At 68.9% G+C, this 22646-nt stretch carries 21 protein-coding genes, 1 riboswitch and 1 other annotated feature; of the genes, 16 read left to right on the forward strand and 5 right to left on the reverse strand.

All coding sequences use genetic code 11. The features are described 5' to 3' along the window. Positions 1 to 58: 58 nt before the first annotated feature. Positions 59 to 2692, forward strand: coding sequence for an alpha/beta fold hydrolase (locus IE157_RS13010; protein ID WP_318281474.1), 2634 nt, complete (start codon positions 59 to 61; stop codon positions 2690 to 2692). Positions 2693 to 2869: 177 nt separating this feature from the next. Here IE157_RS13010 and IE157_RS12170 read toward each other — a convergent pair whose 3' ends face one another. Next, positions 2870 to 4210: an acyltransferase family protein gene (locus tag IE157_RS12170; RefSeq protein WP_193520101.1), complete on the reverse strand. Its 1341-nt coding sequence runs from the start codon at positions 4208 to 4210 to the stop codon at positions 2870 to 2872. A 273-nt stretch (positions 4211 to 4483) separates the two neighbouring features. On the opposite strand from IE157_RS12170, the gene IE157_RS12175 reads away from it, so the two are divergent. The 5 genes from IE157_RS12175 (at position 4484) to IE157_RS13145 (ending at position 8929) form a co-directional block, all read left to right on the forward strand. Further along, positions 4484 to 6148, forward strand: a complete 1665-nt coding sequence (locus IE157_RS12175) for a sensor histidine kinase (RefSeq protein WP_318281475.1) — start codon at positions 4484 to 4486, stop codon at positions 6146 to 6148. A gap of 1 nt (position 6149) precedes the next feature. Next, the gene (locus tag IE157_RS12180; protein ID WP_098055273.1) at positions 6150 to 6806 is read left to right on the forward strand and encodes a response regulator transcription factor; all 657 of its coding nucleotides are present in this window, start codon (positions 6150 to 6152) and stop codon (positions 6804 to 6806) included. 8 nt (positions 6807 to 6814) lie between these two features. Continuing rightward, positions 6815 to 7996: a DUF4097 family beta strand repeat-containing protein gene (locus IE157_RS12185; protein ID WP_318281476.1), complete on the forward strand. Its 1182-nt coding sequence runs from the start codon at positions 6815 to 6817 to the stop codon at positions 7994 to 7996. Positions 7997 to 8272: 276 nt separating this feature from the next. Beyond that, positions 8273 to 8587 carry a transposase family protein gene (locus IE157_RS12190; RefSeq protein ID WP_193520102.1) on the forward strand — a complete coding sequence of 105 codons (315 nt, stop codon included), beginning with the start codon at positions 8273 to 8275 and terminating at the stop codon, positions 8585 to 8587. A 183-nt stretch (positions 8588 to 8770) separates the two neighbouring features. Continuing rightward, the gene (locus IE157_RS13145; protein ID WP_075872999.1) at positions 8771 to 8929 is read left to right on the forward strand and encodes a zinc transporter permease; all 159 of its coding nucleotides are present in this window, start codon (positions 8771 to 8773) and stop codon (positions 8927 to 8929) included. A gap of 189 nt (positions 8930 to 9118) precedes the next feature. Here the strand turns inward: IE157_RS13145 and IE157_RS12200 are convergent, their stop codons facing one another. After that, positions 9119 to 9994 (reverse strand): F510_1955 family glycosylhydrolase, encoded by an 876-nt coding sequence (locus tag IE157_RS12200; RefSeq protein WP_085108574.1) that lies wholly within the window; start codon positions 9992 to 9994, stop codon positions 9119 to 9121. 160 nt (positions 9995 to 10154) lie between these two features. On the opposite strand from IE157_RS12200, the gene IE157_RS12205 reads away from it, so the two are divergent. From IE157_RS12205 to IE157_RS12225, 5 genes are all read left to right on the forward strand, one after another. Beyond that, the gene (locus IE157_RS12205; protein WP_085108572.1) at positions 10155 to 10856 is read left to right on the forward strand and encodes a response regulator transcription factor; all 702 of its coding nucleotides are present in this window, start codon (positions 10155 to 10157) and stop codon (positions 10854 to 10856) included. Next, positions 10853 to 11998, forward strand: coding sequence for a sensor histidine kinase (locus IE157_RS12210; protein ID WP_085108570.1), 1146 nt, complete (start codon positions 10853 to 10855; stop codon positions 11996 to 11998). The genes IE157_RS12205 and IE157_RS12210 overlap by 4 nt, the downstream gene beginning before the upstream one ends. 127 nt (positions 11999 to 12125) lie before the next feature. Then, a complete protein-coding gene (locus IE157_RS12215; RefSeq protein ID WP_257745093.1) occupies positions 12126 to 12425 on the forward strand; it encodes a heavy-metal-associated domain-containing protein in 300 nt (99 codons plus the stop codon). 274 nt (positions 12426 to 12699) lie between these two features. Next, positions 12700 to 14730 (forward strand): copper-translocating P-type ATPase, encoded by a 2031-nt coding sequence (locus IE157_RS12220; protein WP_206051980.1) that lies wholly within the window; start codon positions 12700 to 12702, stop codon positions 14728 to 14730. Between the two features lie 43 nt (positions 14731 to 14773). Further along, on the forward strand, positions 14774 to 15454 hold the full coding sequence (locus IE157_RS12225; protein WP_035959054.1) for a DUF305 domain-containing protein: 681 nt from the start codon (positions 14774 to 14776) through the stop codon (positions 15452 to 15454). 182 nt (positions 15455 to 15636) lie between these two features. Here the strand turns inward: IE157_RS12225 and IE157_RS12230 are convergent, their stop codons facing one another. Continuing rightward, positions 15637 to 16344: a DUF305 domain-containing protein gene (locus IE157_RS12230; RefSeq protein ID WP_035959050.1), complete on the reverse strand. Its 708-nt coding sequence runs from the start codon at positions 16342 to 16344 to the stop codon at positions 15637 to 15639. 414 nt (positions 16345 to 16758) lie between these two features. Next, positions 16759 to 17169, reverse strand: a complete 411-nt coding sequence (locus tag IE157_RS12235) for a four-helix bundle copper-binding protein (protein WP_085108564.1) — start codon at positions 17167 to 17169, stop codon at positions 16759 to 16761. Between IE157_RS12235 and IE157_RS12240 the strand changes: the two genes are divergently transcribed. From IE157_RS12240 to IE157_RS12250, 3 genes are all read left to right on the forward strand, one after another. Then, positions 17168 to 17470 (forward strand): hypothetical protein, encoded by a 303-nt coding sequence (locus IE157_RS12240; RefSeq protein ID WP_193520103.1) that lies wholly within the window; start codon positions 17168 to 17170, stop codon positions 17468 to 17470. The two genes, IE157_RS12235 and IE157_RS12240, sit on opposite strands and share 2 nt — an antisense overlap. Positions 17471 to 17764: 294 nt before the next feature. Continuing rightward, positions 17765 to 17956, forward strand: a riboswitch (cyclic di-AMP (ydaO/yuaA leader). Between the two features lie 6 nt (positions 17957 to 17962). Further along, positions 17963 to 18616, forward strand: a complete 654-nt coding sequence (locus tag IE157_RS12245) for a C40 family peptidase (protein WP_035959043.1) — start codon at positions 17963 to 17965, stop codon at positions 18614 to 18616. A gap of 274 nt (positions 18617 to 18890) precedes the next feature. Further along, on the forward strand, positions 18891 to 19580 hold the full coding sequence (locus IE157_RS12250) for a hypothetical protein (protein ID WP_144999381.1): 690 nt from the start codon (positions 18891 to 18893) through the stop codon (positions 19578 to 19580). Here IE157_RS12250 and IE157_RS12255 read toward each other — a convergent pair. Beyond that, a protein-coding gene (locus tag IE157_RS12255) for an IS3 family transposase (protein ID WP_239320871.1) occupies positions 19563 to 20797 on the reverse strand; the annotation gives its coding sequence in 2 pieces (ribosomal slippage) (positions 19563 to 20518 and positions 20518 to 20797; 1236 coding nt in all). The two genes, IE157_RS12250 and IE157_RS12255, sit on opposite strands and share 18 nt — an antisense overlap. Beyond that, positions 20406 to 20519 (reverse strand) — a sequence feature (AL1L pseudoknot). (Overlaps the previous gene by 114 nt.) Before the next feature lie 65 nt (positions 20798 to 20862). On the opposite strand from IE157_RS12255, the gene IE157_RS12260 reads away from it, so the two are divergent. Together IE157_RS12260 and IE157_RS12265 are read left to right on the forward strand one after the other, a co-directional pair. Further along, positions 20863 to 21312: a hypothetical protein gene (locus tag IE157_RS12260; RefSeq protein WP_193520104.1), complete on the forward strand. Its 450-nt coding sequence runs from the start codon at positions 20863 to 20865 to the stop codon at positions 21310 to 21312. Positions 21313 to 21546: 234 nt separating this feature from the next. Continuing rightward, positions 21547 to 22515, forward strand: a complete 969-nt coding sequence (locus IE157_RS12265) for an NAD-dependent epimerase/dehydratase family protein (RefSeq protein WP_193520105.1) — start codon at positions 21547 to 21549, stop codon at positions 22513 to 22515. Positions 22516 to 22646 lie beyond the last annotated feature (131 nt).

Below are 22646 nucleotides of genomic sequence, written 5' to 3' on the forward strand. Positions count from 1 at the left end.
TCCGGCCACTTTCCCGGGGTAGCGCGTGCGGTGCCCGCGAGGACCATACGATGAATCCATGAGCGAGCACGCCAGCGCAGCGCTGCCCGAGCACACCGACATCCTGATCATCGGGGCCGGCCTCAGCGGGATCGGTGCGGCCTGCAAACTCCGCTACGAACATCCCGGCAAGAGCATCACGGTGCTCGAGTCCCGCGGGAACTCCGGTGGCACGTGGGATCTCTTCCGCTACCCGGGGGTCCGCTCCGACTCGGACCTCTACACCTACGGCTACGACTTCCGCCCATGGACCCGACAGAACCCCATCGCGGAGGGCTCCGCGATCCTGGACTACATCCGCGACACCGCTCGCGCCTCCGGGGTTGACAAGCTCATCCACTACCATCGGCGCGTCACCGCCGCGGATTGGTCCTCCGGGGCCAGCCACTGGACCGTGACGGTCGAGCGCACCGCGCCACCCGAACCCCGCGCGGGGGCGGCTCCGAGCGACGTCGGCGGCGGCGCACCCGGGCACTCGGCTGATGGCCCGCAGCCCGACGACGCCGCACCGTCCGGTCGCTGCCCCCGTAATGACACCGTGCCGGGCAACGCCGAACGCCCCGCAACTTCCGATCGATCCGCCCACGCCGCGGTCGACGGCGCCGCGCGGCCCGAACCCATCGGCACCGGCGAGACCCAGCCGATCACCGCCACGTGGGTGTTCATGGCCACCGGGTACTACGGCTACGACCGCCCCCACATCCCGGACTTCGCGGGGGTCGAGGGGTTCAGGGGCCAGCTCGTGCATCCCCAGTTCTGGCCCGAGGACCTGGACGTCCGGGGCAAGAAGGTCGCCGTGATCGGTAGCGGGGCCACCGCGGTGACCCTGCTGCCCGAGCTCGTCACGCGGGGTGCCGAGACCACGATGGTGCAGCGGACGCCGTCGTACATCCTGCCCCTACCCTCCCCCGGCGTGGCCGAGAAGGTGCTGTTCATGGTGCTCGGCAGGGCACGGGCGGCGCGAGTGCTGCGCCCGCTCATGGCCGCGGGGCAGAGAGCACTGTGGGTGGCGAGCAAGGCCGCGCCGCGCGTGGTGCGGGCGGGAATCGCGGCCGTGAACCGCCGTCGCCTCCCTGCGGACGTCTCCGTCCGGGAGCACTTCACCCCGCCGTACGACCCGTGGGACCAACGGCTGTGCGTGGCGCCCAACGGGGATTTCTTCGCAGCGTTGCACGAACCCAACGCCCATATCGTGACCGCGGGCATCGACCGTTTCGACGCGGACGGCCTCGTCCTGACGGACGGGCGGCGGGTGGCGGCGGACGTCGTCGTGAGCGCCACGGGCTTCGACCTGCTCATGTTCGGCGGCGCGCGCTTGAGCGTGGACGGGCGACCCGTGAACCTCCCCGAGCGGATCGCCTACCGCGGCGCCATGCTGAGCGACGTGCCCAACCTGGCCTTCGCGATTGGGTACACGAACGGGTCGTGGACGCTGAAGATCGGACTCGTGGTGGACTGGCTGTCCCGGTTGATCGCGCACACGGATTCCGTGGGCGCGGCGTCAGTGCGCCCGGTCGCACCCGAGGGTCTGCGCACGCGCCCGTTGCTGGACTTCGACGCCGGCTACGTCCAACGCTCCCTCGACCAGCTGCCCCGCCAGGGGGACACGGCGCCGTGGCGGATGGCCATGAACTACTTCGATGACCGGCGTCAGTTGTTGCGTAAGCCGGTCGTGGATCGATTCCTGCGGTTCGACGACGCCGCCGCTCCCGTTCCCGAGCAGCTGCCCGCCCTGCTCACGGGCCCCGGTGAGAGCGGTGAGGAACGCACGGTGCAGTTGGATGATGACCATTTCATCTGCGTGCGCCTGGACGGGCCGTCCGACGGGGCGCCGCTCGTGTTGATCACCGGGCTCGCGTTCGACCTGGCCACGTGGCCCATGTCCTTCGTCCATGCCCTCGCGGATCGCGGGTACCGGGTGATCCGCCTGGACAACCGGGACGTGGGCCGTTCCTTCCGGGTGACCTCCACGCCCCCTTCGGCCCGCCGGTTGCTGCGCGGGCCCCTGCCGGAGGGGCAGTACTCCGTGGAGGACATGTCCGAGGACGTCGCGGACACCCTGCGGACGCTGGGGGTCGAGCAAGCGGATGTCATGGGGTTCTCACTCGGTGGGATGATCGCCCAGTCGTTGGCGGGCCACCACCCCGAGCTGGTGCGGCGACTCATTTCCCTGTGCTCCACCACGGGCGATCCGTCCGTGGGGACGGCCGCGACCTCCACCGCGGCGTTGCTCATGTTCCCCGGGGCGAAGACCCGGGACATGTACATCCGGGGGCGACTGGTCATGTCCCACCACCTGGCCGGTCCGGGGTTCCCCGTGGACGTGGCGTACGAACGTCAACTCGCCGCAACCCACTGGGACCGCAGCCTGGATCCGCGAGGTGAGGCTGAGGCGATGCGCCGTCAGATCGGGGCGATCCGCTCATCCGGGGACCGCACGGAGGTGCTGTCCCGGATCACCGCCCCCACGCTGGTGATCCACGGGGACAAGGACAAGATCGTGCGCCCGGACGGCGGCCCCGCCACGGCCGAGGTCATCCCCCATGCGCGCTTCGTCCGGATCCCCGGGATGGGCCACCAGGTACACCCCATGGTGGTCCCGCGGTTGTTCGAACTGGTCATCGACCACCTGGGGGACCCGCGGGAGGGGTGAGCCTCTTCCGGCGGGGCTCCCGTGCCGAGGCGTAACTCTCAGGCACTCCGAGGCCATGGCGTAATTTCTGGTCGCGTGGAGGCCACTTCACCCCACCCCATGTGGCCTCCGCGTGCCCACAATTCGCCGCGTGGCCTCAGCGTGCCTCAAAGTGTCCAGCGCTAAAGCCGTGTGGCCTCAGCGAGCCTGGGAAGTGGGCGCTGTCTCGGCCCGCTCGGCCCGCGAGGGGACGCGGCCACTGCGCAGCAGCACCACCGCGGCCACCGCTCCCACTGCGCCCGCCACCGTCAACGGCACCGTGAGCAGTGTGACGATCTCCCACAACGGCGGCACCACGGCACACACGAGTGCCACGACCACGGCGGCATTGGACAACCGGATGGGGCGGGCGCCCCACGGTGCCGTGGATGAGGACTCGAGCCGCCGCAATACCGTGGCCACCACGAGCACCACCGCCCAACACAGGACGGTCAAGGGGATCCGCAGCCACCACCAGGCGGCGGAACCGGGGACGGGGTCGTAGCCCACGGCGAAGAACCACACCGCCATGACCGCCACCACCACGGGCAGGTGCCACAGGTAGATGGTCAACGCACGAGTACCCACCACATACACCACCGCCCGGACCACCCGGGAGTGCATGGCCCGCCGCAACAGCGGGGAGAACACCTCCAGCAGACACGCCTGAGCGAAGCCCAGCAGCACCATGCACACGGTGGGCGGATTGAGGTTGGTGAGCATGTCCGGGGCGTAGGACCCGGAGGCCACGCACACCCCGGACACGGCGTAGCATCCCGCGGCAAGCGCCACGAGCACCGGTCGACGCCGCGCCCCGAACCACCCGTCCGCCCGGAAGAAGCCGAACTGCTGGATGAGCGGCCACACGAACACCATGTTGAGCAGCCCCCACCACTGCCAGCCGGTGGTCAGGCGCAGCAGGTCCACGGCCACCGCGCACGAGAACAGGAACCAGCACCACACCCACCCCATGCGTTCGTGCAGGTCCACGAACAGCGGTGCCAATCCCTGGCAGACGAGGTAGGCCGCCAGGAACCACAACGCCATCCCCACACCGGACAGCGCGAACGTCACGAGTTCGATCCCGGCTCCCGCCACCACCGCGATCCCCGCACCGAGGGCGAGCACACACCACAGCACCGCCGCGGGTTGGATCAGCCGCAGCGTGCGTTCCCGCACGTACTCGCCCCGCGCCATTCCCCGGGCCCGACGACGCCGCCACGCCCCCGCCGTGGCCGTCCCACCCACCACGAAGAACAGGGGCATGATCTGCAGGAGCCACGTGGCCCACCAGTACCAGGGCTGCTGAGTCGGGACCAGGACAGAGCGGATCTCCCCGGTGGCGGGATCCGCCGTGAGGGTGACCATGAGGATGTGACTGCACACCACGGTGATCACGCACCCCACGCGGGCGACGTCCACGGCGGGGTCGCGTTCGAAGTCCCCCGCGGGGACGGAAACAGCAGTGGGCCGCCCGAGGGCGCGGACGTCGTCGTTCATGGCACACACTGTAGGGCGCGCGAACACGGAACCCCGGGCGGGCGCGCACATGTGGATCATCCGCGCCGCCGCGGCACCCGGATGGGACGCACCTGGCGCCTCACGAGACGCGCGCTCGTGGAGCGGACGCCGCACCCCGCAGCACGCACCCCGCACCACGTAGCAGGCGCCCCGCAGACCACATCCCGCAACCCGGGGGTGCGGAAAACCCCACCCCGACTCGGTGGCCAGCTCTGGCGCTGGATCCACGGGGGTGTCCGTAGCGTGGAGGCCATGAGCACCACAGCCTCGAATCCCACGCCACCGTGGGACGCCACAGAGCCCATCTCCTCGGACATCGAACGCACCCGGCCGATGCCCTCGGCCGGTTCCTCACCCGCAGACGCTGAGACCACCCGGACCCTGCCGCCTCCCGGGCACCCGGAACCCCCGCGGGCCGCCTCCGTGGCACGCCCGGCACCGGAAGGGCCGCACATCGCTCCCCGCGAGTGGCGGACCTTCTCCCTCAAGACCCTGTTCTTCGGGACCCTGGACCTCGTGGTGGACTCGGTGCTCAACACCGTGCTGCTCGTCGTGATCCTCACGTTCCTCGCGGTGGGAGCCGCAACCGTTCCGGCGCTGGGCCTGGGCGTGTTGATCCTCGCCGCGACCGTGTACGTGATGATGGGGGCGGTGTGGCTGGAACGCAGGCGTTCGGCTTCGTCGTTCGGCCTGGACATCCGGGACCCCCAGCGCCGCCGCAGCCCGCATACCGACTGGGTGCGGGTCCCGCACCAGTGGTGGCTGGACGCGAGCGACGGGTCCCTGTGGCTCGGCATGCTCCACGTGGCGCTCACGTGCGCGCTGGGCTGGCTCATGCTGTTGCCCTTCGTGGTGGGTAGCGCGGCCCTCGTGCTGACCTTCGCGCCGTGGTTCGCCCCCGAATCCTCGGTGCTGTGGCCCGCGCTGCAGAACACCCCGCGCTGGACGCCCCCGATGCTGGGTGTCGCAGGCGTGCTGCTGAGCATCATGCTCGCGGTGCTGCTCACCTTGGCTCACCGCGGTCTGTCCGCGGGGCTGTTGCGGCTGAGCGAGGCCGCGCGTCTGCGCCGTGAAGCGGACGAGCTGCAGCGCCTCGCCGAGTACGAGACCGCCGCCAAGGAGTCCGCGGTACGCGGTGCGGAGACCGAGCGCTCGCGCATCGAACGCGATCTGCACGACGGCGTCCAGCCCCAGTTGGTCTCGGTCGCCATGAACCTCTCGATGGCCGGTTCACGCATCGACACGGATCCCGCCGCGGCCAAGGAGCTCGTGGCGGAGGCGCACGGCACCACCAAGGCCGCGATCACCGAGCTGCGCCGGCTCGCCCGCGGGTTCCACCCCGCCGTGCTGGAGGATCGGGGGCTCGACGCCGCTCTGTCCGCCGTCGCCGCCCAGGCACCCTTCCCCGTGGACGTCTCCGTGAACGTCCCCCGGTTGCAGCCGCGCACGGAGGCGGCCATCTACTTCGCGGTCTCCGAGAGCCTCAGCAACGCGATCAAGTACTCGGGGGCGCGCTCTGCGGACGTCGCAGTGTCCATCCAGGACGGCGCCGCACCGGGCACGAACATCGTGGTCGCCGGTGTGCGCGACTTCGGCCGCGGCGGCGCCCGTGTGGTCCCCGGGGGCGGGCTCTCCGGGATCCAGGACCGGATCCGCTCGGCCGGGGGCAGGTTCTTCGTGAACTCGCCCGCAGGTGGGCCCACCGAGGTCATCGTGGAGCTGCCCCTCACGGGTGTCCCTCCGACGACGACGCACAGCGCCTCGCGCGCGTCCGGCACCGCATACACCCCTCACCCCGGCCACGCCGACGGGGTCCACGCCGCGACCGGAACCGGTCCGACCGCGCACGGTGCGGCGGGGGCGGGAACGGGCGGAGCGGCGTCGTCGTCCGCCGGGCAGCACGGACGGGGGAACTGAGATGCGCATCGTGATTGCCGAGGACGCCGTGCTGCTGCGCGCCGGACTGGTCCGCCTGCTCACGGATGCGGGGCACGAGATCGTGGCCGAGACGGATACCGCCGAGGGACTCGTGCGGGCCGTGGAGGAACACCGGCCGGACTTCGCGCTTGTGGACGTACGACTGCCACCCACCTTCACCGACGAGGGGATCCGCGCCGCGGTGCTCATCCGCTCGAGCCACCCCGGCGTGGCCGTGCTGGTGCTGTCCCAGTACGTGGAGGAGCGCTACGCGTCCGAGCTCATCGCGTCCCGCCGGGAGGGGCTGGGCTACCTGCTCAAGGACCGCGTGGCGGACGTGGACCAGTTCCTGGAATCCGTGCAGACCGTGGGCTCGGGCGGGACCGTGCTGGACCCGGAGGTGCTCACCCAGATCCTGGTGCGCTCGCGGCGCCGGGAGGACATGGAACTGCTGTCACCGCGCGAACGTGAGGTCCTGGCGCTCATGGCGCAGGGACTGTCCAACGCATCCATTGCCACGAACCTCTACCTCACCGAATCGGCCGTGGAGAAACACATCGGCTCGATCTTCGCCAAGCTGGGCGTCACCTCCGAGACCGGCAACCGCAGGGTTCTGGCCGTTCTCAAGTACCTGGGCTATTCGGACCACTCTCTTTAGGACATCTCATGAGCAATCAGAATCCCTCGCATCCCACGCCCGATCCTCACAACGCAGCCGGCCCCCGGGACCTGCCTGATCCTCGGAACGACCGTCCCGTGGGGCGCGGTGAGCGCCGCGCCTGGAACACCGCGACCGCCGTGGTGGGCGGTGTGGGTGCCCTCGCCCTGCTGCTCGGCGGGGCCGGAACCGCCACCGCGGTGGCCATGACGCAGGAGCGGGACGGTTCGTGGACGGCGTCGTCGGACGTGGAACGGATCCGGATCGACACCCCCTCGGGCATGGTCAGCGTGAACACGAGCCCGACCGTTGATCGTGTCCAAGTGCAGTGGCACGACTCCGGATGGTCCTTGTCCGAGCGCGGCGTCATCCCTTCCGTTCGCGACGGCGTGCTGCAGCTGGATATGCCCGGCCGGCCCTCTCAATGGGGTTCCGGCGTGCAAAGCGTCAGCATCACCGTTCCTCAGGACGGCCCGCGCACCTCGCTCGACCTCAAGAGCGGCACGGGAGCGGTGCACGTGAACGGCACGTACCGGGACGTGCGGGCGAGGACCGATCTGGGGTCCATCAGCGCCACGGACGTGGAGGCCGCTGTGTTCGACGCCCACGCCACCACGGGTCAGGTGCTCCTGGACGGGGTCAGCGTGAAGAACCGGCTGGACGCGCACGCCAACCAGGGCGGGGCGCTCGTGAACGTGCGGGGCACGGCTCCTCAGCGCACCTCGGTCACCGCGACCAGCGGGGTTTACGGGATCTCGATGCCCGCTGCCGACTACTGGTACCCGCAGGACAGCCAGCGCGACGTCGCGGACCCGCGGCACCCCGTGACCACGACGCCGGGGTCCAACGAACGGCCGGGTGGGGCTCGTTCCTCGGGTGCGCCCACCTCTCCGGACTATACGGGCGACGACGCCGCGCGGCCGTCCGAGGTCAGCGCGGACACGGTGTGCGCCGCAGCCCCCGAGGGCCAGCCGTGCTTGTTCGTGTCGGGTACGCCGGTGGGCGTCAATGACTACTCCTACATGCGGGAGTGGAGCCAGGGGTGGGACGAGGTGGCCCGCGAGTACGGGGAGGCGCCTCGGTCTTCCGAGCGGGCGACGGAGTCGAAGCAGCCCATTGACCGTGCAACGGATGCGGCCATGGCATCCCCCACGGGATCCGCCACACCGTCCCCCGCCGACGGGAACTGAGACTCCCACTACCGGGCGTACGGGTCCGGGAGCGGGCCCCCCGCGTCACCGCTGACCAGGTGGGCGCGGGGTTTTTCATGGGCGTTTACACGCGCCGGCGCGGTCGTGGTTGGTGACATCCTGCTGGGTGAAGGCGGCCGCCCAGGCTGCCGAGCTGCACGAGGCTCTGGCCAAGACACAGGACGATCATCTGCCCTACGTGACGATTGAGGGGGCACGTTGATTCCCACCAATCGGGTCGCCGAATGGACGGAGGCCGGTAATCACGCCTAGTACTTGGGCAAGCACAAGAGATTCGGCAATAGTGTCCCAGTCATCGCCGACCCCACCGGCTTCCCGCTGTGGACCTCCCCGGTAGAACCCGGCTCCACCCACGACATCACCGCAGCCCGGGCCCACTGCTTGGGCGCCCTGTACCAGGTCGCCGCCAAGGGTTTGCCGACCCTAATCGACAAGGGTTACCAAGGGGCTGGGATCGGGGTGCACGTCCCCTTCAAAGGCTCCCGCCTCGGGGCCGATAACCGGCCATACGTAAAGGGCGCGCCGAGCACTGATGCAATCGGTGTCCACGGGTCCATCAACAGTTGCTAGGTCAGTGCTGGAAGTGCGATTGATCGCCCAACTGAAGGTATGGGAGGCCTGCACAGAGCCGTGCATTTGGGGCGGGTCGATTTTCGCCTTGGTGGTCCCGTAGAAGCATTGCCAGAGGCTGATGCCGGTGCTCCACTGGAACAACAGGCCTGTTCTGGGCTCGTTCGACCAAGGGGGATCATCATGGCTGGTCATGACAAGCAGGCCGAGCACACCAAGGCGGAGCATACCCACGGTGAGAATTGTGGGCACGAGACCGTGGAGCACGGTGATCATGTGGACTATCTCCACGACGGTCACCGGCATGCGGAGCATGAGGACCACTACGACGAGTGCGCGTAGCCTGCCCCTGGCATCCTTCAAGAGGCCCCTCTTCTGTGCAGGGGTCTCTTGCTCTGCACCGACCAACGGTTGAGGGATAGTCCTTGCCGCCCTGCTCTGGGCGCGCACATCAACGGGTGTGCTGTGCGACCGCTTGGGACGAGGACAGGGCAGGGACACCCGCCCACGAGCTGGTGGGTGCGAACCGGGTCAGAGCAGCTGTTCGGTGGTGTTCCCGCCGTCGGTGCTCCGCAGAACGGTGCTGTCGGCCACCATTAGAACCTCGATCTCACCGTCCGCGGTGATGCTTGCGCCCAGGGCGGTGATCTCCCCGACCGGCTGGTCGCTGGCGGTCCAGGTGTCCCCGGCGTCTGTGCTGGTCAGCAGGTGTCCATCGATTCCCGCCCCGACGATGGTATTCTCGTCGGCCCAGGCGATCAGGGATATCAGCTGCGGGGTGTCCAGGGTGTTCCAGGTGGCGCCGTTGTCGGTGGAGCGCAGGACCCCGTCCTGGGTGGTGGCCAGGATGATACCTGTGTCCGGGTTGATTGCCAGGGCTGCCGGGGCGGAGGGGATCTCGAGAATGTCCCAGGTGCGGCCGTTGGAGCTGGCGCGCAGTTGGCCGTCGAAGCCGAGCACCCCGGTCGGGCCGGCGGCCAGGGCGTGGAAGTCCGATTCTCCGCCCCGGGAGAGCACCTGCCAGGTCTGGCCCTGATCGGTGGATTCGATCAACCCGACCGGCTCGGGCAGGTCGGTGCCGGGCCCGGGGTGGCCCGAGGCCAGATAACGGCCCTCGGGGGTGACGGTGAAGCCCATCAGGTCCACGACCGGACCCATCTGGGTCAGTTCCCCATCCTGCAGGTGGAACAGGCCCTCATGGGTGGCCAGCAGGATCGTCCCTGCCCCGGCCCCGCCTCCGGTCACCGTGTCGCGGGTGATGGCGTGCACGTGGGTGATCGCCGTCCCGGGGCTGCTCGCTTCGGCCGGTGCCGGGGTCTGCGCCGGGGACGCACAGGCTGCCAGGGCGCCGGTACCGAGGAGGCCGAGGCCGCCGAGGACCAGGCTTCTGCGGGTGAGGAGGTTCATGGGTCCTTTCCGCCTCGCGTTACCTCGCGAGGACCACCCCCCCATTGTCGATCGCCCGGGAAGGGGGCCTGCGGCGTTTTCCTTGAAGGTTTGGCGAAGATTCCCGCTGGGACCAGCCATCAGCGCCGGTGCGTGCCGGGTCGAGAGGGACACTGAAGGCATGAATCCTGGCATCGATGCGGTGGCCGGACGGGTGCTGGTGGTCGACGACGAGAAGCCACTGGCCCAGATGATCGCCACTTATCTCACCCGCGCCGGCTATGACGTGGCCACCGCCCACACCGGGCCGGAGGCGGTGGAGGCCGCCCGCGCTCAGGCTCCGGACGTGGTGGTGTTGGACCTGGGATTACCCGGGCTGGACGGGATCGAGGTGTGCCGCAGGATCCGGGGTTTTTCCGAGTGCTATGTGCTGATGCTCACCGCCCGCGGGGACGAAGACGACAAGTTGGCCGGACTGGCCGCCGGGGCCGATGACTACATCACCAAGCCCTTCAGCGTGCGCGAGCTCGTCGCCCGGGTGGCTGCGGTGCTGCGCCGTCCGCGCACCACCGTGACCGCGGTGGAGCCGGCCCGGGTGTTCGGGGCGTTGAGCATCGACCTCACCGCCCACCAAGCGCGGATAGACGGTGAGCCGGTGGCCTTGACCCGCACCGAGTTCGAACTGCTGGCCGCCCTCACCGCCCGCCCGCACCAGGCCCTCACCCGCAGACAGCTCATCGACACCGTGTGGGGTCCGGCCTGGGTGGGTGATGAACGGATCGTGGATGTGCACATCGGTCACCTGCGCCGGAAACTCGGCGAGGACAAGGCCACCTTCATCGACACCGTGCGCGGGGTCGGCTACCGGATGGTGACCCGGTGAGGGGCCAGCGGCGCAATCGAGGGTTGGCTTCCCGGTTCTTCCTGGCCCAGGTCATCGTGGTGGCCGCCAGCATCCTCGCCGCTGTGGTCGTGGCCTCTTTGGTCGGCCCGCCGATCTTCCATGAGCACCTGATCATGGCCGGGCACGCGGAGAACTCCCCGGAACTGTTCCATGTCGAGCAGGCCTACCGCGACACCAACCTGATCATCCTGGGCGCAGCCCTGGGTACCGCCGCGGTGTGCGCGGCGGCGGTGACCTGGTTCTTCACCCGCCGCCTCCAACGGCCCCTGGGCGCCCTCACCGCCGCCGCCCAGGGCATGGCCCGCGGGCGCTACGACACCCGGGTCCCCGCCCTGGGCGCCGGAGCCGAGGTGGACGCGGTGGCCACCTCGTTCAACACCATGGCCACCCGGCTGCAGCGCACCGAGGACACCCGCCGGCGGATGCTCTCGGACCTGGCGCACGAGATGCGCACCCCGATCTCGGTGCTCTCCGTCTACTGCGAAGCTCTCCAGGACGGGGTGACGCACTGGGACGAGGCCACCGGGGCGCTGATGACCGACCAGCTAGCGCGCCTGACCCGGCTGGTCGAGGACATCCACGACGTCTCCCGGGCCGAGGAGGGCCGGATCGAGCTGGACTGCTCTCCACACCCTGTCGAGGAGCTGCTGCGCACCGCGGTCGAGGCCCACCGGGAGGCCTACGCCGCCAAGGGCGTGCACCTGGTGCTCGACGCCGGCGACGTCGGCAGGGTCGTGGAGGTGGACCGGCAGCGGATCGGTCAGGTGCTGGGCAACCTGCTCACCAACGCCCTGCGCCACACCCCACCCGGTGGCACGGTCACCGTGGGTGCCACCGCTCACGGCCCGCACCGGCTCGCCCTGAGCGTGGCCGACACCGGCGACGGGATCACCGCCGAACATCTGCCCCAGGTCTTCGAGCGTTTTTGGCGCGGAGACACCGCCCGGGACCGCGATCACGGCGGCTCCGGGATCGGGCTGACCATCTCCCGGGCCCTGGTCGAAGCCCACGGCGGCACGCTGAGCGTCACCTCCTCCGGGTCCGGGGCCGGATCGGTCTTCACCATGGAGCTCCCCCGTCCCACCCGGCACCGCACCCGTGAAGCCAGGGCCACCGCATGACCCCACCCCCTTGCACCATACCCCTAGGGGGTATATACCTGGGGGTGATGAGACCGTTCCCGACCCTCACCACCCGAACCGATCGAAAGAGCTTGAGATGACGAACTCGACCCGCTCCCCGTTGCCGATGGCCTCCACCGGATGCGCCTGCTGCGCCCCGACCCCGGCGACCAACCACACCGTCCCTGCGGCTGGGACGACTTCGGCCGGATCAACCGCGACCTACCAGGTGGAGGGGATGACCTGCGGCCACTGCGCCAGCAGCGTCACCGAGGAGCTCACCACCGTGGACGGGGTGAGCGAGGTGCACATCGACCTGGTGGCCGGGGGGATCTCCACGGTCACCGTCACCGCCGATCGGGCGCTGTCCGTGGAAGCGGTTCGCGCGGCCGTGGAGGCCGCCGGCTACACCCTCGTCAGCGCCTGACGAGCCCCATGACTATTTCGGCCCCTCTGCAGGGCCTGCGCGGAAGGAGCACATCATGAGCACCCCGCACCACCACGACCATCCCCGCCCCGCCGTCCCGGGCCACGAGCACCCCGGCCACGGCCCGGAGCAGCCCCTGGACCACCACAGCCACGGGCGCCACGCCGACGCCGACACCCACGGGCAGGCCATGCCCGCCGATCACCCCCACTCGGGCTTCGATGAGGATCACGTGGTCCACGCCCACGGGGAGCACGCCGGGCATTCCACGGCGATGTTCAAGAACAAGTTCTGGCTCAGTCTCGTACTGGCGGTCCCCGTGGTGATTTTCAGCCCCATGGTCGGGCACCTGCTGGGCTACCACATACCCCAATTCCCCGGCTCTGCCTGGATCCCGCCCGTGCTGGGCACGATCATTTTCTTCTATGGTGGGATGCCGTTCCTCAAAGGTGGGCTCACCGAGCTGAAGTCCCGCCAGCCCGGGATGATGCTGCTCATTGCCATGGCCATCACGGTGGCCTTCCTCGCCTCCTGGGTGACGACCCTGGGGATCGGCGGCTTTGACCTGGACTTCTGGTGGGAGCTGGCCCTGCTGGTGGTGATCATGCTGCTGGGCCACTGGATGGAGATGCGCGCCCTGGGCGCGGCCTCCTCCGCCCTGGACGCCCTGGCCGCCTTGCTGCCCGATGAGGCCGAGAAGGTCCTCGACGGTGAGACCGTCACCGTTGCGATTCATCAGCTGGCCGTGGGCGATGTGGTCCTGGTGCGCTCCGGGGCCCGGGTGCCCGCTGATGGGACGATCATCGGCGGGTCGGCCGAGTTCGACGAGTCCATGATCACCGGGGAGTCGAAGGCCGTCTCTCGCACGGTGGGCGAGGCGGTCGTGGCCGGCACCGTGGCCACCGACAACACGGTGCGGGTGCGCGTGGAAGCGGTCGGGTCCGACACGGCCCTGGCCGGGATCCAGCGCATGGTCGCCGACGCCCAGGCCTCCTCGTCCCGAGCCCAGGCCCTGGCCGATCGGGCGGCGGCCTGGTTGTTCTGGTTCGCCTTGGTCGCCGGGCTGCTGACCGCCATCGCCTGGACTCTGCTGGGTCAGCCCGATGATGCGGTGGTGCGCACCGTGACGGTCCTGGTGATCGCCTGCCCGCACGCCCTGGGGCTGGCCATCCCGCTGGTCATCGCCCTCTCCACCGAACGCGCCGCGAAGACCGGGGTGCTGATCAAGAACCGGATGGCGCTGGAGCGGATGCGCACCATCGACGTGGTCCTGTTCGACAAGACCGGCACCCTCACCGAGGGCGCCCACGCGGTCACCGGCGCTGCCGCTGTGCCCGGAACCTCTGAGGGAGAGCTGCTGGCCTTCGCGGCCGCTGCGGAGGCCGACAGCGAGCATCCGGTGGCTCGAGCCATCGTGCAGGCGGCCACCGCCCACCCCGAAGCCACTCGCCTGGGCCTGCGCGGCACCGACTTCCAATCGGCCACTGGCCGTGGAGTGCGCGCGAGCGTGGATGGCGCCGAGGTGATGGTGGGCGGACCGAACATGCTGCGCGAACTGGGCCTGTCCACCCCCGCCATGATCGCCGCTGCCACCCGGGAGTGGACCGACCGCGGGGCCGGGGTCCTGCACGTGCTGCGCGAGGGCACCGTCATCGGTGCCCTGGCCCTGGAGGACCAGGTGCGCCCCGAGTCCCGCGCGGCCGTCCGAGCCTTGCAGGACCGCGGGGTGAAGGTCGCCATGATCACCGGCGACGCCCGCCAGGTCGCCGACGCCGTGGGCGCCGACCTGGGCATCGACGAGGTCTTCGCCGAGGTCCTCCCGCAGGACAAGGACAGCAAGGTCACCGAACTGCAGTCCCGCGGGCTGACCGTGGCGATGGTCGGCGACGGCGTCAACGACGCCCCGGCCCTGGCCCGCGCCGAGGTCGGCATCGCCATCGGCGCCGGCACCGACGTGGCCATGGAGTCCGCCGGGGTGGTCCTGGCCGGCAACGACCCCCGCGCCGTGCTGTCGATGATCGACCTCTCCCGCGCCAGCTACACCAAGATGATCCAGAACCTGGTGTGGGCCACCGGCTACAACATCATCGCCGTGCCCCTGGCCGCCGGCGTCCTCGCCCCGGCCGGGATCGTGCTGTCCCCGGCCGTCGGGGCGGTGCTGATGTCGGTCTCCACCATTGTCGTCGCCCTCAACGCCCAGCTGCTGCGCCGCCTGGACCTGGACCCAGCGCACCTGGCGGCCACCGATGCCGAGGACCGGGCTGCCGCCCTATCGAAGCGGCCCGCGACGGCCCCCACCCACTGACCCACCGATTTCCCACCCCTCCACAAAGCAAAGGACTGAACCCATGAAGCGTTCGACCACCCTGACCACTCTGGCCCTGGCCTCTGCCCTGGCCCTGGCCGGCTGCGGCACCAGCGGCGAAGAGACCGCCGGTGAGGCACCGGAGACCACCACATCCGCGGCGGCCGGTACCGGGAGCACGGACACCGCCACGGCCACTCCTTCCACGTCCGCCCAGGCGGTCACGGAGGAGCACAACGACGCGGACACGATGTTCGCCCAGATGATGATTCCCCACCACGAGCAGGCCGTTCAGATGAGCGAGGTGATGCTCGCCAAGGACGATCTCGACCCGGACATCGAGGCGTTGGCCAACAAGATCGTCGCCGCCCAAGGCCCGGAGATCGACCAGCTCAAGACCATGCTCGAGACCTGGGGGGAGCCCACCTCGATGGAGTCCGGTGGTATGGAGGGCATGGACCACGGCTCCGATTCCGGTGCAGGCATGGAGGGCATGATGACCGAGGAGCAGATGCAGGAGTTGGAGGCCGCCGAGGGCACCGAGGCCGCCGAGATGTACCTGACCATGATGACCGCCCACCACCGCGGGGCCATCGACATGGCCCAGGAGGAAGTCGCCGAGGGTCAGAATCCGCAGGCCATCGAGATGGCTCAGAAGGTGATTGAGGACCAGGAAGCGGAGATCCAGGAAATGGAGCGTCTGCTGCAGCAGATCCAGGGCTGATATCTGCGGGTTCGCCTCGATCAGGCCTCCACTGTGCGCCCGGGGCGCACGAGTCGGGGCATCACCGGCCACGGGCGGGGGCCTCATCCATCTGGATGAGGCCCCCGCCCGTGGCCGGTGGCAACCGGTGGGCCATGAGCTCAGTCCTCCGTGAGGCCAGCGCCTCGGTGCTGGCCCGGTTCTTAGCCGCGGCCGGCGAGCCAGGTGCGGAAATCGGCGACCTGGGCCTGCTGGGTGGTGATCCCCGCGGCGGCTGCCACCCGCAGCTGGGCGTGCGGGGCCCGGGACTGCGGCTCCAGGAGCTCGATGATCCCGGCCTGGTGGTGCGGAATCATCTTCTGCACGAAGGCGACATCGAAGTCCTCACCGGCCTCCACGGCCGAGAGTTCCTCGATCATCGTCTGGGTTTCCTCCTCCAGGACCTTCATCTCTTCCTGGGCTTCCTCGGGGGCTTGGGCCATGGCCTCCTCGGGAGTCAGCCCGTACCACTCCTCCAACCACCGGGTGAACTGCTCGATCTGGTGCTGCTGGTTGGCGATGATGTTCTCCGCGTGCGTGCGGATGTCCGGGCTGACCCCGCGCTCGAGCTCCAGTTCGGACATCTCGATCGCGGCCTGGTGATGCGGAATGATTTCGGCCAGGAAGGTGATTTCCAGCTGCTCGCCCTCCAGCCCGGCCAGGGTCTCACCGAAGTCGTAGGCGGTCGGGGAGGTCGGATCCGGCTGGAGCATCTCCACCGTGGACGGGTCCTGGGCGGGGGACGCGACCGGGGTACTCCCCGGCCCGTGGGCCAGGGCCGGAGCGGTGGCCCCGCCCAGCAGGGCGGTCGCAAGAACAACGGTGGAGGCGGCGGCCGTAGTGCGGCGGCCAAGGAACTGGGTGGAACGCATGATGATGTCTCTTTTCCACGATGAAGAAGCTCGACCCCGATGTGCCGGCCTCGGCAATCCGCCCGTGCCCGACGTGCGCCCAAGCCGCGCGGGTAGAGCTGTACTGAACAGGGAGCGGGGGAAGAGGAAACCCGCCTCCGGGCGGGCCCGATCAGCCCATCAGGATCCTCTTTCACCGACGGAGACCCGTCACGGGTATCCGCCGGTCAGCGTCTGAGCCTGTAGAAAAGGCCAAGTTCCCGCGGAAGCCGCTCTCCACGGAACCCCCGGCAGGGGGCCATCACCCAGGCGGCGGGTGCGTCATGGCGGTGGCCCCCTCCGCAGAGGAGATCCGGCCCGTGACGCCGATCCCGGTGGCCACGGGTGTCCTCACCGCCCCCGCCGCCCGGGTGATGGGTCTGTGGGAGGCGAGACTCAGCCCAGGGAGGCGACCAGTTCGGCGCAGGCGGCCTCGCACCGCCGGCAGGCCTCGGCACAAATCCGGCAGTGCTCGTGCATGGACGCGTGCTGCTCGCACTCATCTGCACACGCCTTGCAGGCCATCTGGCAGGCCTTGATCGCATCCAAGGTGATGTTCGCGTCGTAGCCGGTGTGCCGCGAGAGCACACGTCCGGTGGCCTCGCACAGGTCCGCGCAGTCGAGGTTGGTGCGGATGCACTTGGTCAGCTCGGCGACCATGTCCTCGGACAGGCAGGCATCCGCGCAGGCGGTACAGGTCTGGGCGCACTGGAAACAGGCCTGGATACAGGCGGCCAGCTTCCCCTTGTCCACCCCGCCGAGGTCCTTCGGGTAGGCCTCCAGCATCGCACTCACGTGATGGGTCATGACTTGCTCCTTCGTCGGCTTCCTCGAGGAGACGAACCAGCCGGAACCAGCCCGCCATACCATCGACAGTAAACTGCCTTTTCCGTGTGGCGCGCCCCAAATTCTTGAAGATTTGATGAAGATCCAGGCCACAGTGGCGCACAGCGCTACTCGGGCGGCCTTCTCCGCCGGGGATCCGGGCAATTATGGAGTTTTCATGAAGAAATCGCGCTGCGCGGCCCAGAACGGCATCCCCGAAACTTCTCAATCTGAAGGAAAGCTCAAGGAATCCTCAAAGTCTTCTCCGTGCCACCCCTCGTGATACTGAAGGCCGCCCACGACCCCAAACCCCCTCGCCCTGGGGGGTGGTGTCCATGCAGGGCCGTGCACTGACGCCATTTCCCCTAGTCAAACGGCATTGGATGCGACGCCAGTCGTGATGCGGAGCCACAGGAGCGACGAACCCACGGCTTCTGGGCCGGGCCTTTTCAGAGTCGGCAGCCCAAGCTTTCAGACCCGGCCGAAGAAAGAATCCGGGCCGTGATCTAAACGTGACACTTTCGTTATGAGTGGGCTAGTGTCCACTGCGTGCCGCTGATTGATCCGGTCGGCGCCCTCGTGCACATCGCCGAATTCTGCCGGTGCTCGGGGTTCCTGAAGAGAAATCGCTTGGCAGAAGCGGGGGAACCATTTTCGGTCCTGGGGTCCGGGACCTAGGGGTTAAGTCACCCGGAACGCATGCGTCCGGGGCGGCCGGGTGTCTCCCACCCGCATCCGACAGCTCACCTCGTAGGCAAAGGGAGGAACACACCCCATGACCATTTTTAAGCGCCGTACTGCCCGCCACCGCGCCGAGACCACCTCGCCCCTGGTGCGTACCACCACGGTCGCGGCTGCCGCAGGTGCGGCAGTGATCGGCTCCATCGCCCCGGCTCAGGCCTACGCCGAGGTCCCGACGGACACCGCCACTGCCTACTCGGCCCCCGCGTCCGCTCTGGCGGCCTACTCTTCGACAGCCCCCCGGGCCGTCGTTGCCCCCCAGGCCGTCTCCCCCCAGGCCTCGGCGGCTCCTGAGCAGAGCGCTTCGACCGCGACGGTGTCCACCCAGTCGACGGAGATCACCGAGATCACCGGCGCGTCCGGGATTGTGGGCACCGCGATGCAGGGCGCCGGCACCGGCTACGTCTGGGGCGGGACCGCCTTCGGCGCCTGGGACTGCTCCGGATTCACGAAGTGGGCCTACGCCCAGAACGGCATCGAGATCCCCCGCACCAGCTTCCAGCAGATCGCCGCGGCCACCCCCACGACCAACCCGCAGCCCGGAGACCTCGTCTCCCAGAACGGCGGGGCCCACATCGGCATCTACATCGGCGGGGGCAAAATGATCTCCGCCCTGAACCCCGCCCAGGGCACCTTCGTCCACTCCGTCAACGCCATGCCGGTGGACGGGTACTACACCTACCGCTGACCCGGTGCGCCCTCCGCAACGGCCTGAGTCGCTGCGGAGGGCCCCGGTTGTTGCAGCTGCTGATCCAGGGAATTCCTGCCTCGCGAGTGAGTTTTTCCTCCCCTGCAGACACCACACCGTTCCTCCACTTCTCCGCCGTGCGCGGTGCTCCTGATCCGGGGCCCGCTCTGCCGGACCCCGCGACATCTTGCGCCCCCGAGCGGGGTGCTCCGTGCTGTCACCGCACCGTTCCGGCAGATCCGCCCGGCCCGCCAGAAAGCCTGCACAACTCCTCATGACTCGTGACCTGACCTCCCCCAACGGCATCACCTCCCTCCTCACCGGCAAGGCCCGCACCGTGGCCGCCGTCGCCGCCTTCTCCGGGCTGGCCCTGGCCACCACCGTCTCGGTGCAGGCCACCCCGGCCCCGGATGCCTCCGCTGAGGCTCCGCTGTCGGCCGTCGCTGCCGCCACCCCCACCGCAGCGCCCACCCCGTCCCTGGAGCCGGTCGCCCACGTGACCACAGCCGAGAAGCAGACCGACCAGAAGACCGAGCAGAAGAAGGCCGAGCATAAGAAGACCGAGCAGAAGCTCGATGTTCCGGCCGTTGTGGCACCCGGTGGGGCCGTTCCGGCGCCGGCCGCCACGCCCGTTTCGGCCAACGCACCGGCCAACACACTCGCCGCGAAGCCAGTTGTCCAAGAAGCAGCTATTCAAGAACCAGTCGTCCAGACGGTCCCGGAGCCTGTCACCGAGCCTGCCCCGGTGGCGGTTCCCGCCCGGGAACCAGCCGCGCAGGCTGGCCCGAGGACCGCCGTCGCTTCTGCCCCAAAGCCAGCTACGCCGGCCGCTCCGTCCGCTGAGCGCACGGTCACCTCGCTGAGCTCGCCCTCCGGCAAGAGCGCGACCATCGCCTCCGCTGCCATGGGACAACTAGGCACCGGTCAAGACTGTCCCGTGACGGGTTCAGTGGAGGCTTGGTAGTGCCGCTCCGGCGGTCGCCGGGGCGGTGTGGTGACGATAGTAGGCGTCTTCGAACTCGATCGGGGGCACGAGCCCGATCTCTCCGTGCAGGCGCCGGTGATTGAACCAGTCGACGTACTCGGCCACCCCGATCTCCAGGTCGTCGATCGACTTCCAGGGGCCCTTGTTGCGGATCAGTTCGGCCTTGAACAGCGAGTTGAACGCCTCAGCGAGGGCATTGTCGTACGAATCGCCGGTGGATCCCACCGAGGCCACCGCCCCCGCCTCGGCCAGGCGCTGGGTGTAGCGCACGGCGACATACTGAACGCCTTTGTCGCTGTGATGGACCACACCGCTGGTGTCATGGCCGTCGTGGGAGCGGGTCCACAACCCCATCTCGAGAGCGTCCAGAGCCAGGTCCGTGCGCAACGAGGTCGACAGCTGCCACCCCACCACCCGCCGGGAGAACACATCGATGACGAAGGCGGCGTAGACCCAGCCGGCGAACGTTCTGCAATACGTGATGTCGGCGACCCACAGCCGGTCCGGGGCAGCGGCGGTGAAAGATCGTTCCACCAGGTCCGGGCGGGTCTCCGGTCCGGTGCCGGCCACCGTGGTGCGCGGGCCCTTGGCGCGAATGATCCCGCGCAGACCCGCCGCCCTCATGAGCCGGTGAACCGTGCACCGGGCCACCCGGTGGCCGTTCCGGCGCAGCGCGGCGTGGACCTTGGTGATCCCGTACACCCCGTAGTTCTCCGCGTGCACCTTGGTGATGACCGCGGTCGTGGCCGCGTCGCTGACCGATCGCGCTGAGGGCGGGCGGGTCTTGGCTGCGTAATAGGTGCCCGGGGCGACCTGCAGAACCTTGCAGATCGGCTCGACCCCGTACTCGCCCTTGTGGGCGTCGATGTAGGCCACTACCTGTTGTGTGGGCGGTCGAGCTCCGCCGCGAAGAAAGCCGAGGCCGACCGCAGGATGGCGTTAGCCCTGCGGAGTTCCCGAACTTCTCTCTCGAGCTCGGCCAGCCGCTGGGCGTCATCAGTGGTGGTTCCTGGTCGATATCCCTCATCGACCTCGGCCTGTCTCACCCAGTTCCGCAGCGTTTCCGGGTTGATCCCCAGCTGCTGACCGATCCGCGCCAGCGCCCCGGCCTTCGTCGCCGGGTCCCGCCGGGCCTCCACCGCCATCCGGGTGGCGCGCTCTCGCAACTCGTCCGGGTACTTCCTCGGTGCCCCCATGACTCTCATCCTTCCGTGGAATGAAAGCCTCCAACAGACCCGTCACGGGACATAGCGTTGGGGGCATGAGTTGGAAACCAGTCCTCGAAGCAGTCGGTCAAGCGGTTAACGGTCAGAGCGAAGCCGCTAAGGCGGCTCTTGAAAAGTGCTGGGATGAGACGGTCGAAGAAGACCATGCCCACCGGTGCGTGTTGGCGCACTACCTGGCCGACCAGCAGGAGAATCTTCAGAGCGAGACTCGCTGGGACGAGCAAGCCCTGACAGAGTTCACACACCTCCAAGACGGTGACCTCGCAGCCATCGGAGTTCCCTCGACAGCGGGGTTCGCTCCGAGCTTGCACCTCAACCTCGGTGATGATTACCTGCGCGCTGGGCGCGTCCAAGACGCCGAAGATCAGGTTGTACGGGCGCAGCAATCTGTCGCACGACTGCCCGAGGAGGGATATGGCGCGATGATTCGAGACGGCGTTCGTCGCCTCCAAGGACGTGTCGAGGCGGCGAACGCGGCCCTGTAGCTCAACCGGTCGATTTCGCTACATGAGCAGCACGGCCGCGGATTGGTCTGTGACTCGCCGCGATAAGCGTCCGGTTCTTCTCGTCTGTCGCTGCCCGGCTAGCTCGACTTCCCCGTCATCATGACCCCGCCTCCACTCAGGGAGGTCTTTGCGTCTCGCCTTTTGAGGGATCGACTCTTCCCGCTATCAACGAATCTGCTTTGCTTCGGCACTCCACCCACTCAAAATGAGGCCATGGACATCCTCATTCTCGGCGGCACCGGGTTCTTGGGCCGGGGCCTCGCCCTCGCCGCACTTAACGCCGACCACACCGTCACGTGCCTGGCCCGTGGCTCGGCTCCGGCGCCCGCAGGAGTGGAGTTCATCCAGGCTGACCGCGACCACCCGAAAGCCCTGGCGTCCGTCACCGGCAGGGCGTGGGACGCCGTCGTCGATCTGACCAGCCATCCCCGGCACGCCCGGGATGCCACGAGCCGGCTCACCGCCTCGCACCGCATCTTTGTCTCAACGACCAGCGTCTACGTTTCGTTTGAGGTACCCGACCAGGACGAGGACGCAGCCGTGGTGGCTCCGCTGGAAGCTGACCTCATGACAGCGATGGACCAGTACCCGGCGGCCAAACGCCGGTGTGAGCTCACCTACCTGGACGTCCCGAATCCCGTGACGGTCATCCGGCCAGGGCTGATCGGCGGTGCCGGCGACGAGTCTGGCCGCTCCGGCTACTACCCGTGGCGCTTCGCCCATCCGACGGGTCCCGACGTGATCGTCCCCGACGACTCTTTCCCTGTGGCCCTGATCGACGTGGAGGATCTCGCCGCCTGGATCCTGCGGTGCGCCGAGCAACGGATTACCGGGGTTTTCAACGCGGCCGGCACCCCGCACGTCCTTCGGGACGTCGTCGACGCCAGTATCGACATCACCAGCTCGACCGCCCGGCCGCGTGTGGTCGACAACGCGACGCTCGACGAGTGCGGTATCAGCCCGTGGGCCGGCCCTGCGTCGCTGCCGCTGTGGGTGCCATGGGAGGGCTGGCGATACGTGAACATTGTCGACTCCTCCCGGGCTCTCGCCCAGGGCCTGAACCGCCGCCCGCTGCGCGACACGCTCATCGCAGCTTTGCGGACGGAGGAGTCCAGGAGGACCCCCCGCCCGGCGGGACTCAGCGACGGAGAGGAGATCTGCCTGCGGGCAGCTCTCCACTGAGACGGGAAAAAGACCCACGCCTTGGCTCGTTGGGGGCTAAATCGGTCGTTTTTGCTACCCCCTCTCCGAGTAGTCGGGGTTGACGTGTGAAGTGCGCCGATAAATTTCCAGTATCTCGCGTGGGCAAATGC

Source organism: Kocuria marina (assembly GCA_014652975.1).
In the GTDB taxonomy this organism is placed as follows: domain Bacteria; phylum Actinomycetota; class Actinomycetes; order Actinomycetales; family Micrococcaceae; genus Kocuria; species Kocuria marina.

Bases quoted from the DNA above. Each gene is read 5' to 3' on its own strand.
- IE157_RS12235 (WP_085108564.1), bottom strand. From the start codon at position 17,169: ATGACCCATCACGTGAGTGCGATGCTGGAGGCCTACCCGAAGGACCTC.
- IE157_RS12180 (WP_098055273.1), top strand. From the start codon at position 6,150: ATGCGCATCGTGATTGCCGAGGACGCCGTGCTGCTGCGCGCCGGACTG.
- IE157_RS12240 (WP_193520103.1), top strand. From the start codon at position 17,168: ATGACTTGCTCCTTCGTCGGCTTCCTCGAGGAGACGAACCAGCCGGAA.
- IE157_RS12245 (WP_035959043.1), top strand. From the start codon at position 17,963: ATGACCATTTTTAAGCGCCGTACTGCCCGCCACCGCGCCGAGACCACC.
- IE157_RS13010 (WP_318281474.1), top strand. From the start codon at position 59: ATGAGCGAGCACGCCAGCGCAGCGCTGCCCGAGCACACCGACATCCTG.
- IE157_RS12200 (WP_085108574.1), bottom strand. From the start codon at position 9,994: ATGAACCTCCTCACCCGCAGAAGCCTGGTCCTCGGCGGCCTCGGCCTC.
- IE157_RS12170 (WP_193520101.1), bottom strand. From the start codon at position 4,210: ATGAACGACGACGTCCGCGCCCTCGGGCGGCCCACTGCTGTTTCCGTC.
- IE157_RS12175 (WP_318281475.1), top strand. From the start codon at position 4,484: ATGAGCACCACAGCCTCGAATCCCACGCCACCGTGGGACGCCACAGAG.
- IE157_RS12215 (WP_257745093.1), top strand. From the start codon at position 12,126: ATGGCCTCCACCGGATGCGCCTGCTGCGCCCCGACCCCGGCGACCAAC.
- IE157_RS12230 (WP_035959050.1), bottom strand. From the start codon at position 16,344: ATGCGTTCCACCCAGTTCCTTGGCCGCCGCACTACGGCCGCCGCCTCC.
- IE157_RS12220 (WP_206051980.1), top strand. From the start codon at position 12,700: ATGTTCAAGAACAAGTTCTGGCTCAGTCTCGTACTGGCGGTCCCCGTG.
- IE157_RS13145 (WP_075872999.1), top strand. From the start codon at position 8,771: ATGGCTGGTCATGACAAGCAGGCCGAGCACACCAAGGCGGAGCATACC.
- IE157_RS12225 (WP_035959054.1), top strand. From the start codon at position 14,774: ATGAAGCGTTCGACCACCCTGACCACTCTGGCCCTGGCCTCTGCCCTG.
- IE157_RS12265 (WP_193520105.1), top strand. From the start codon at position 21,547: ATGGACATCCTCATTCTCGGCGGCACCGGGTTCTTGGGCCGGGGCCTC.
- IE157_RS12250 (WP_144999381.1), top strand. From the start codon at position 18,891: ATGACTCGTGACCTGACCTCCCCCAACGGCATCACCTCCCTCCTCACC.
- IE157_RS12205 (WP_085108572.1), top strand. From the start codon at position 10,155: ATGAATCCTGGCATCGATGCGGTGGCCGGACGGGTGCTGGTGGTCGAC.
- IE157_RS12185 (WP_318281476.1), top strand. From the start codon at position 6,815: ATGAGCAATCAGAATCCCTCGCATCCCACGCCCGATCCTCACAACGCA.
- IE157_RS12260 (WP_193520104.1), top strand. From the start codon at position 20,863: ATGAGTTGGAAACCAGTCCTCGAAGCAGTCGGTCAAGCGGTTAACGGT.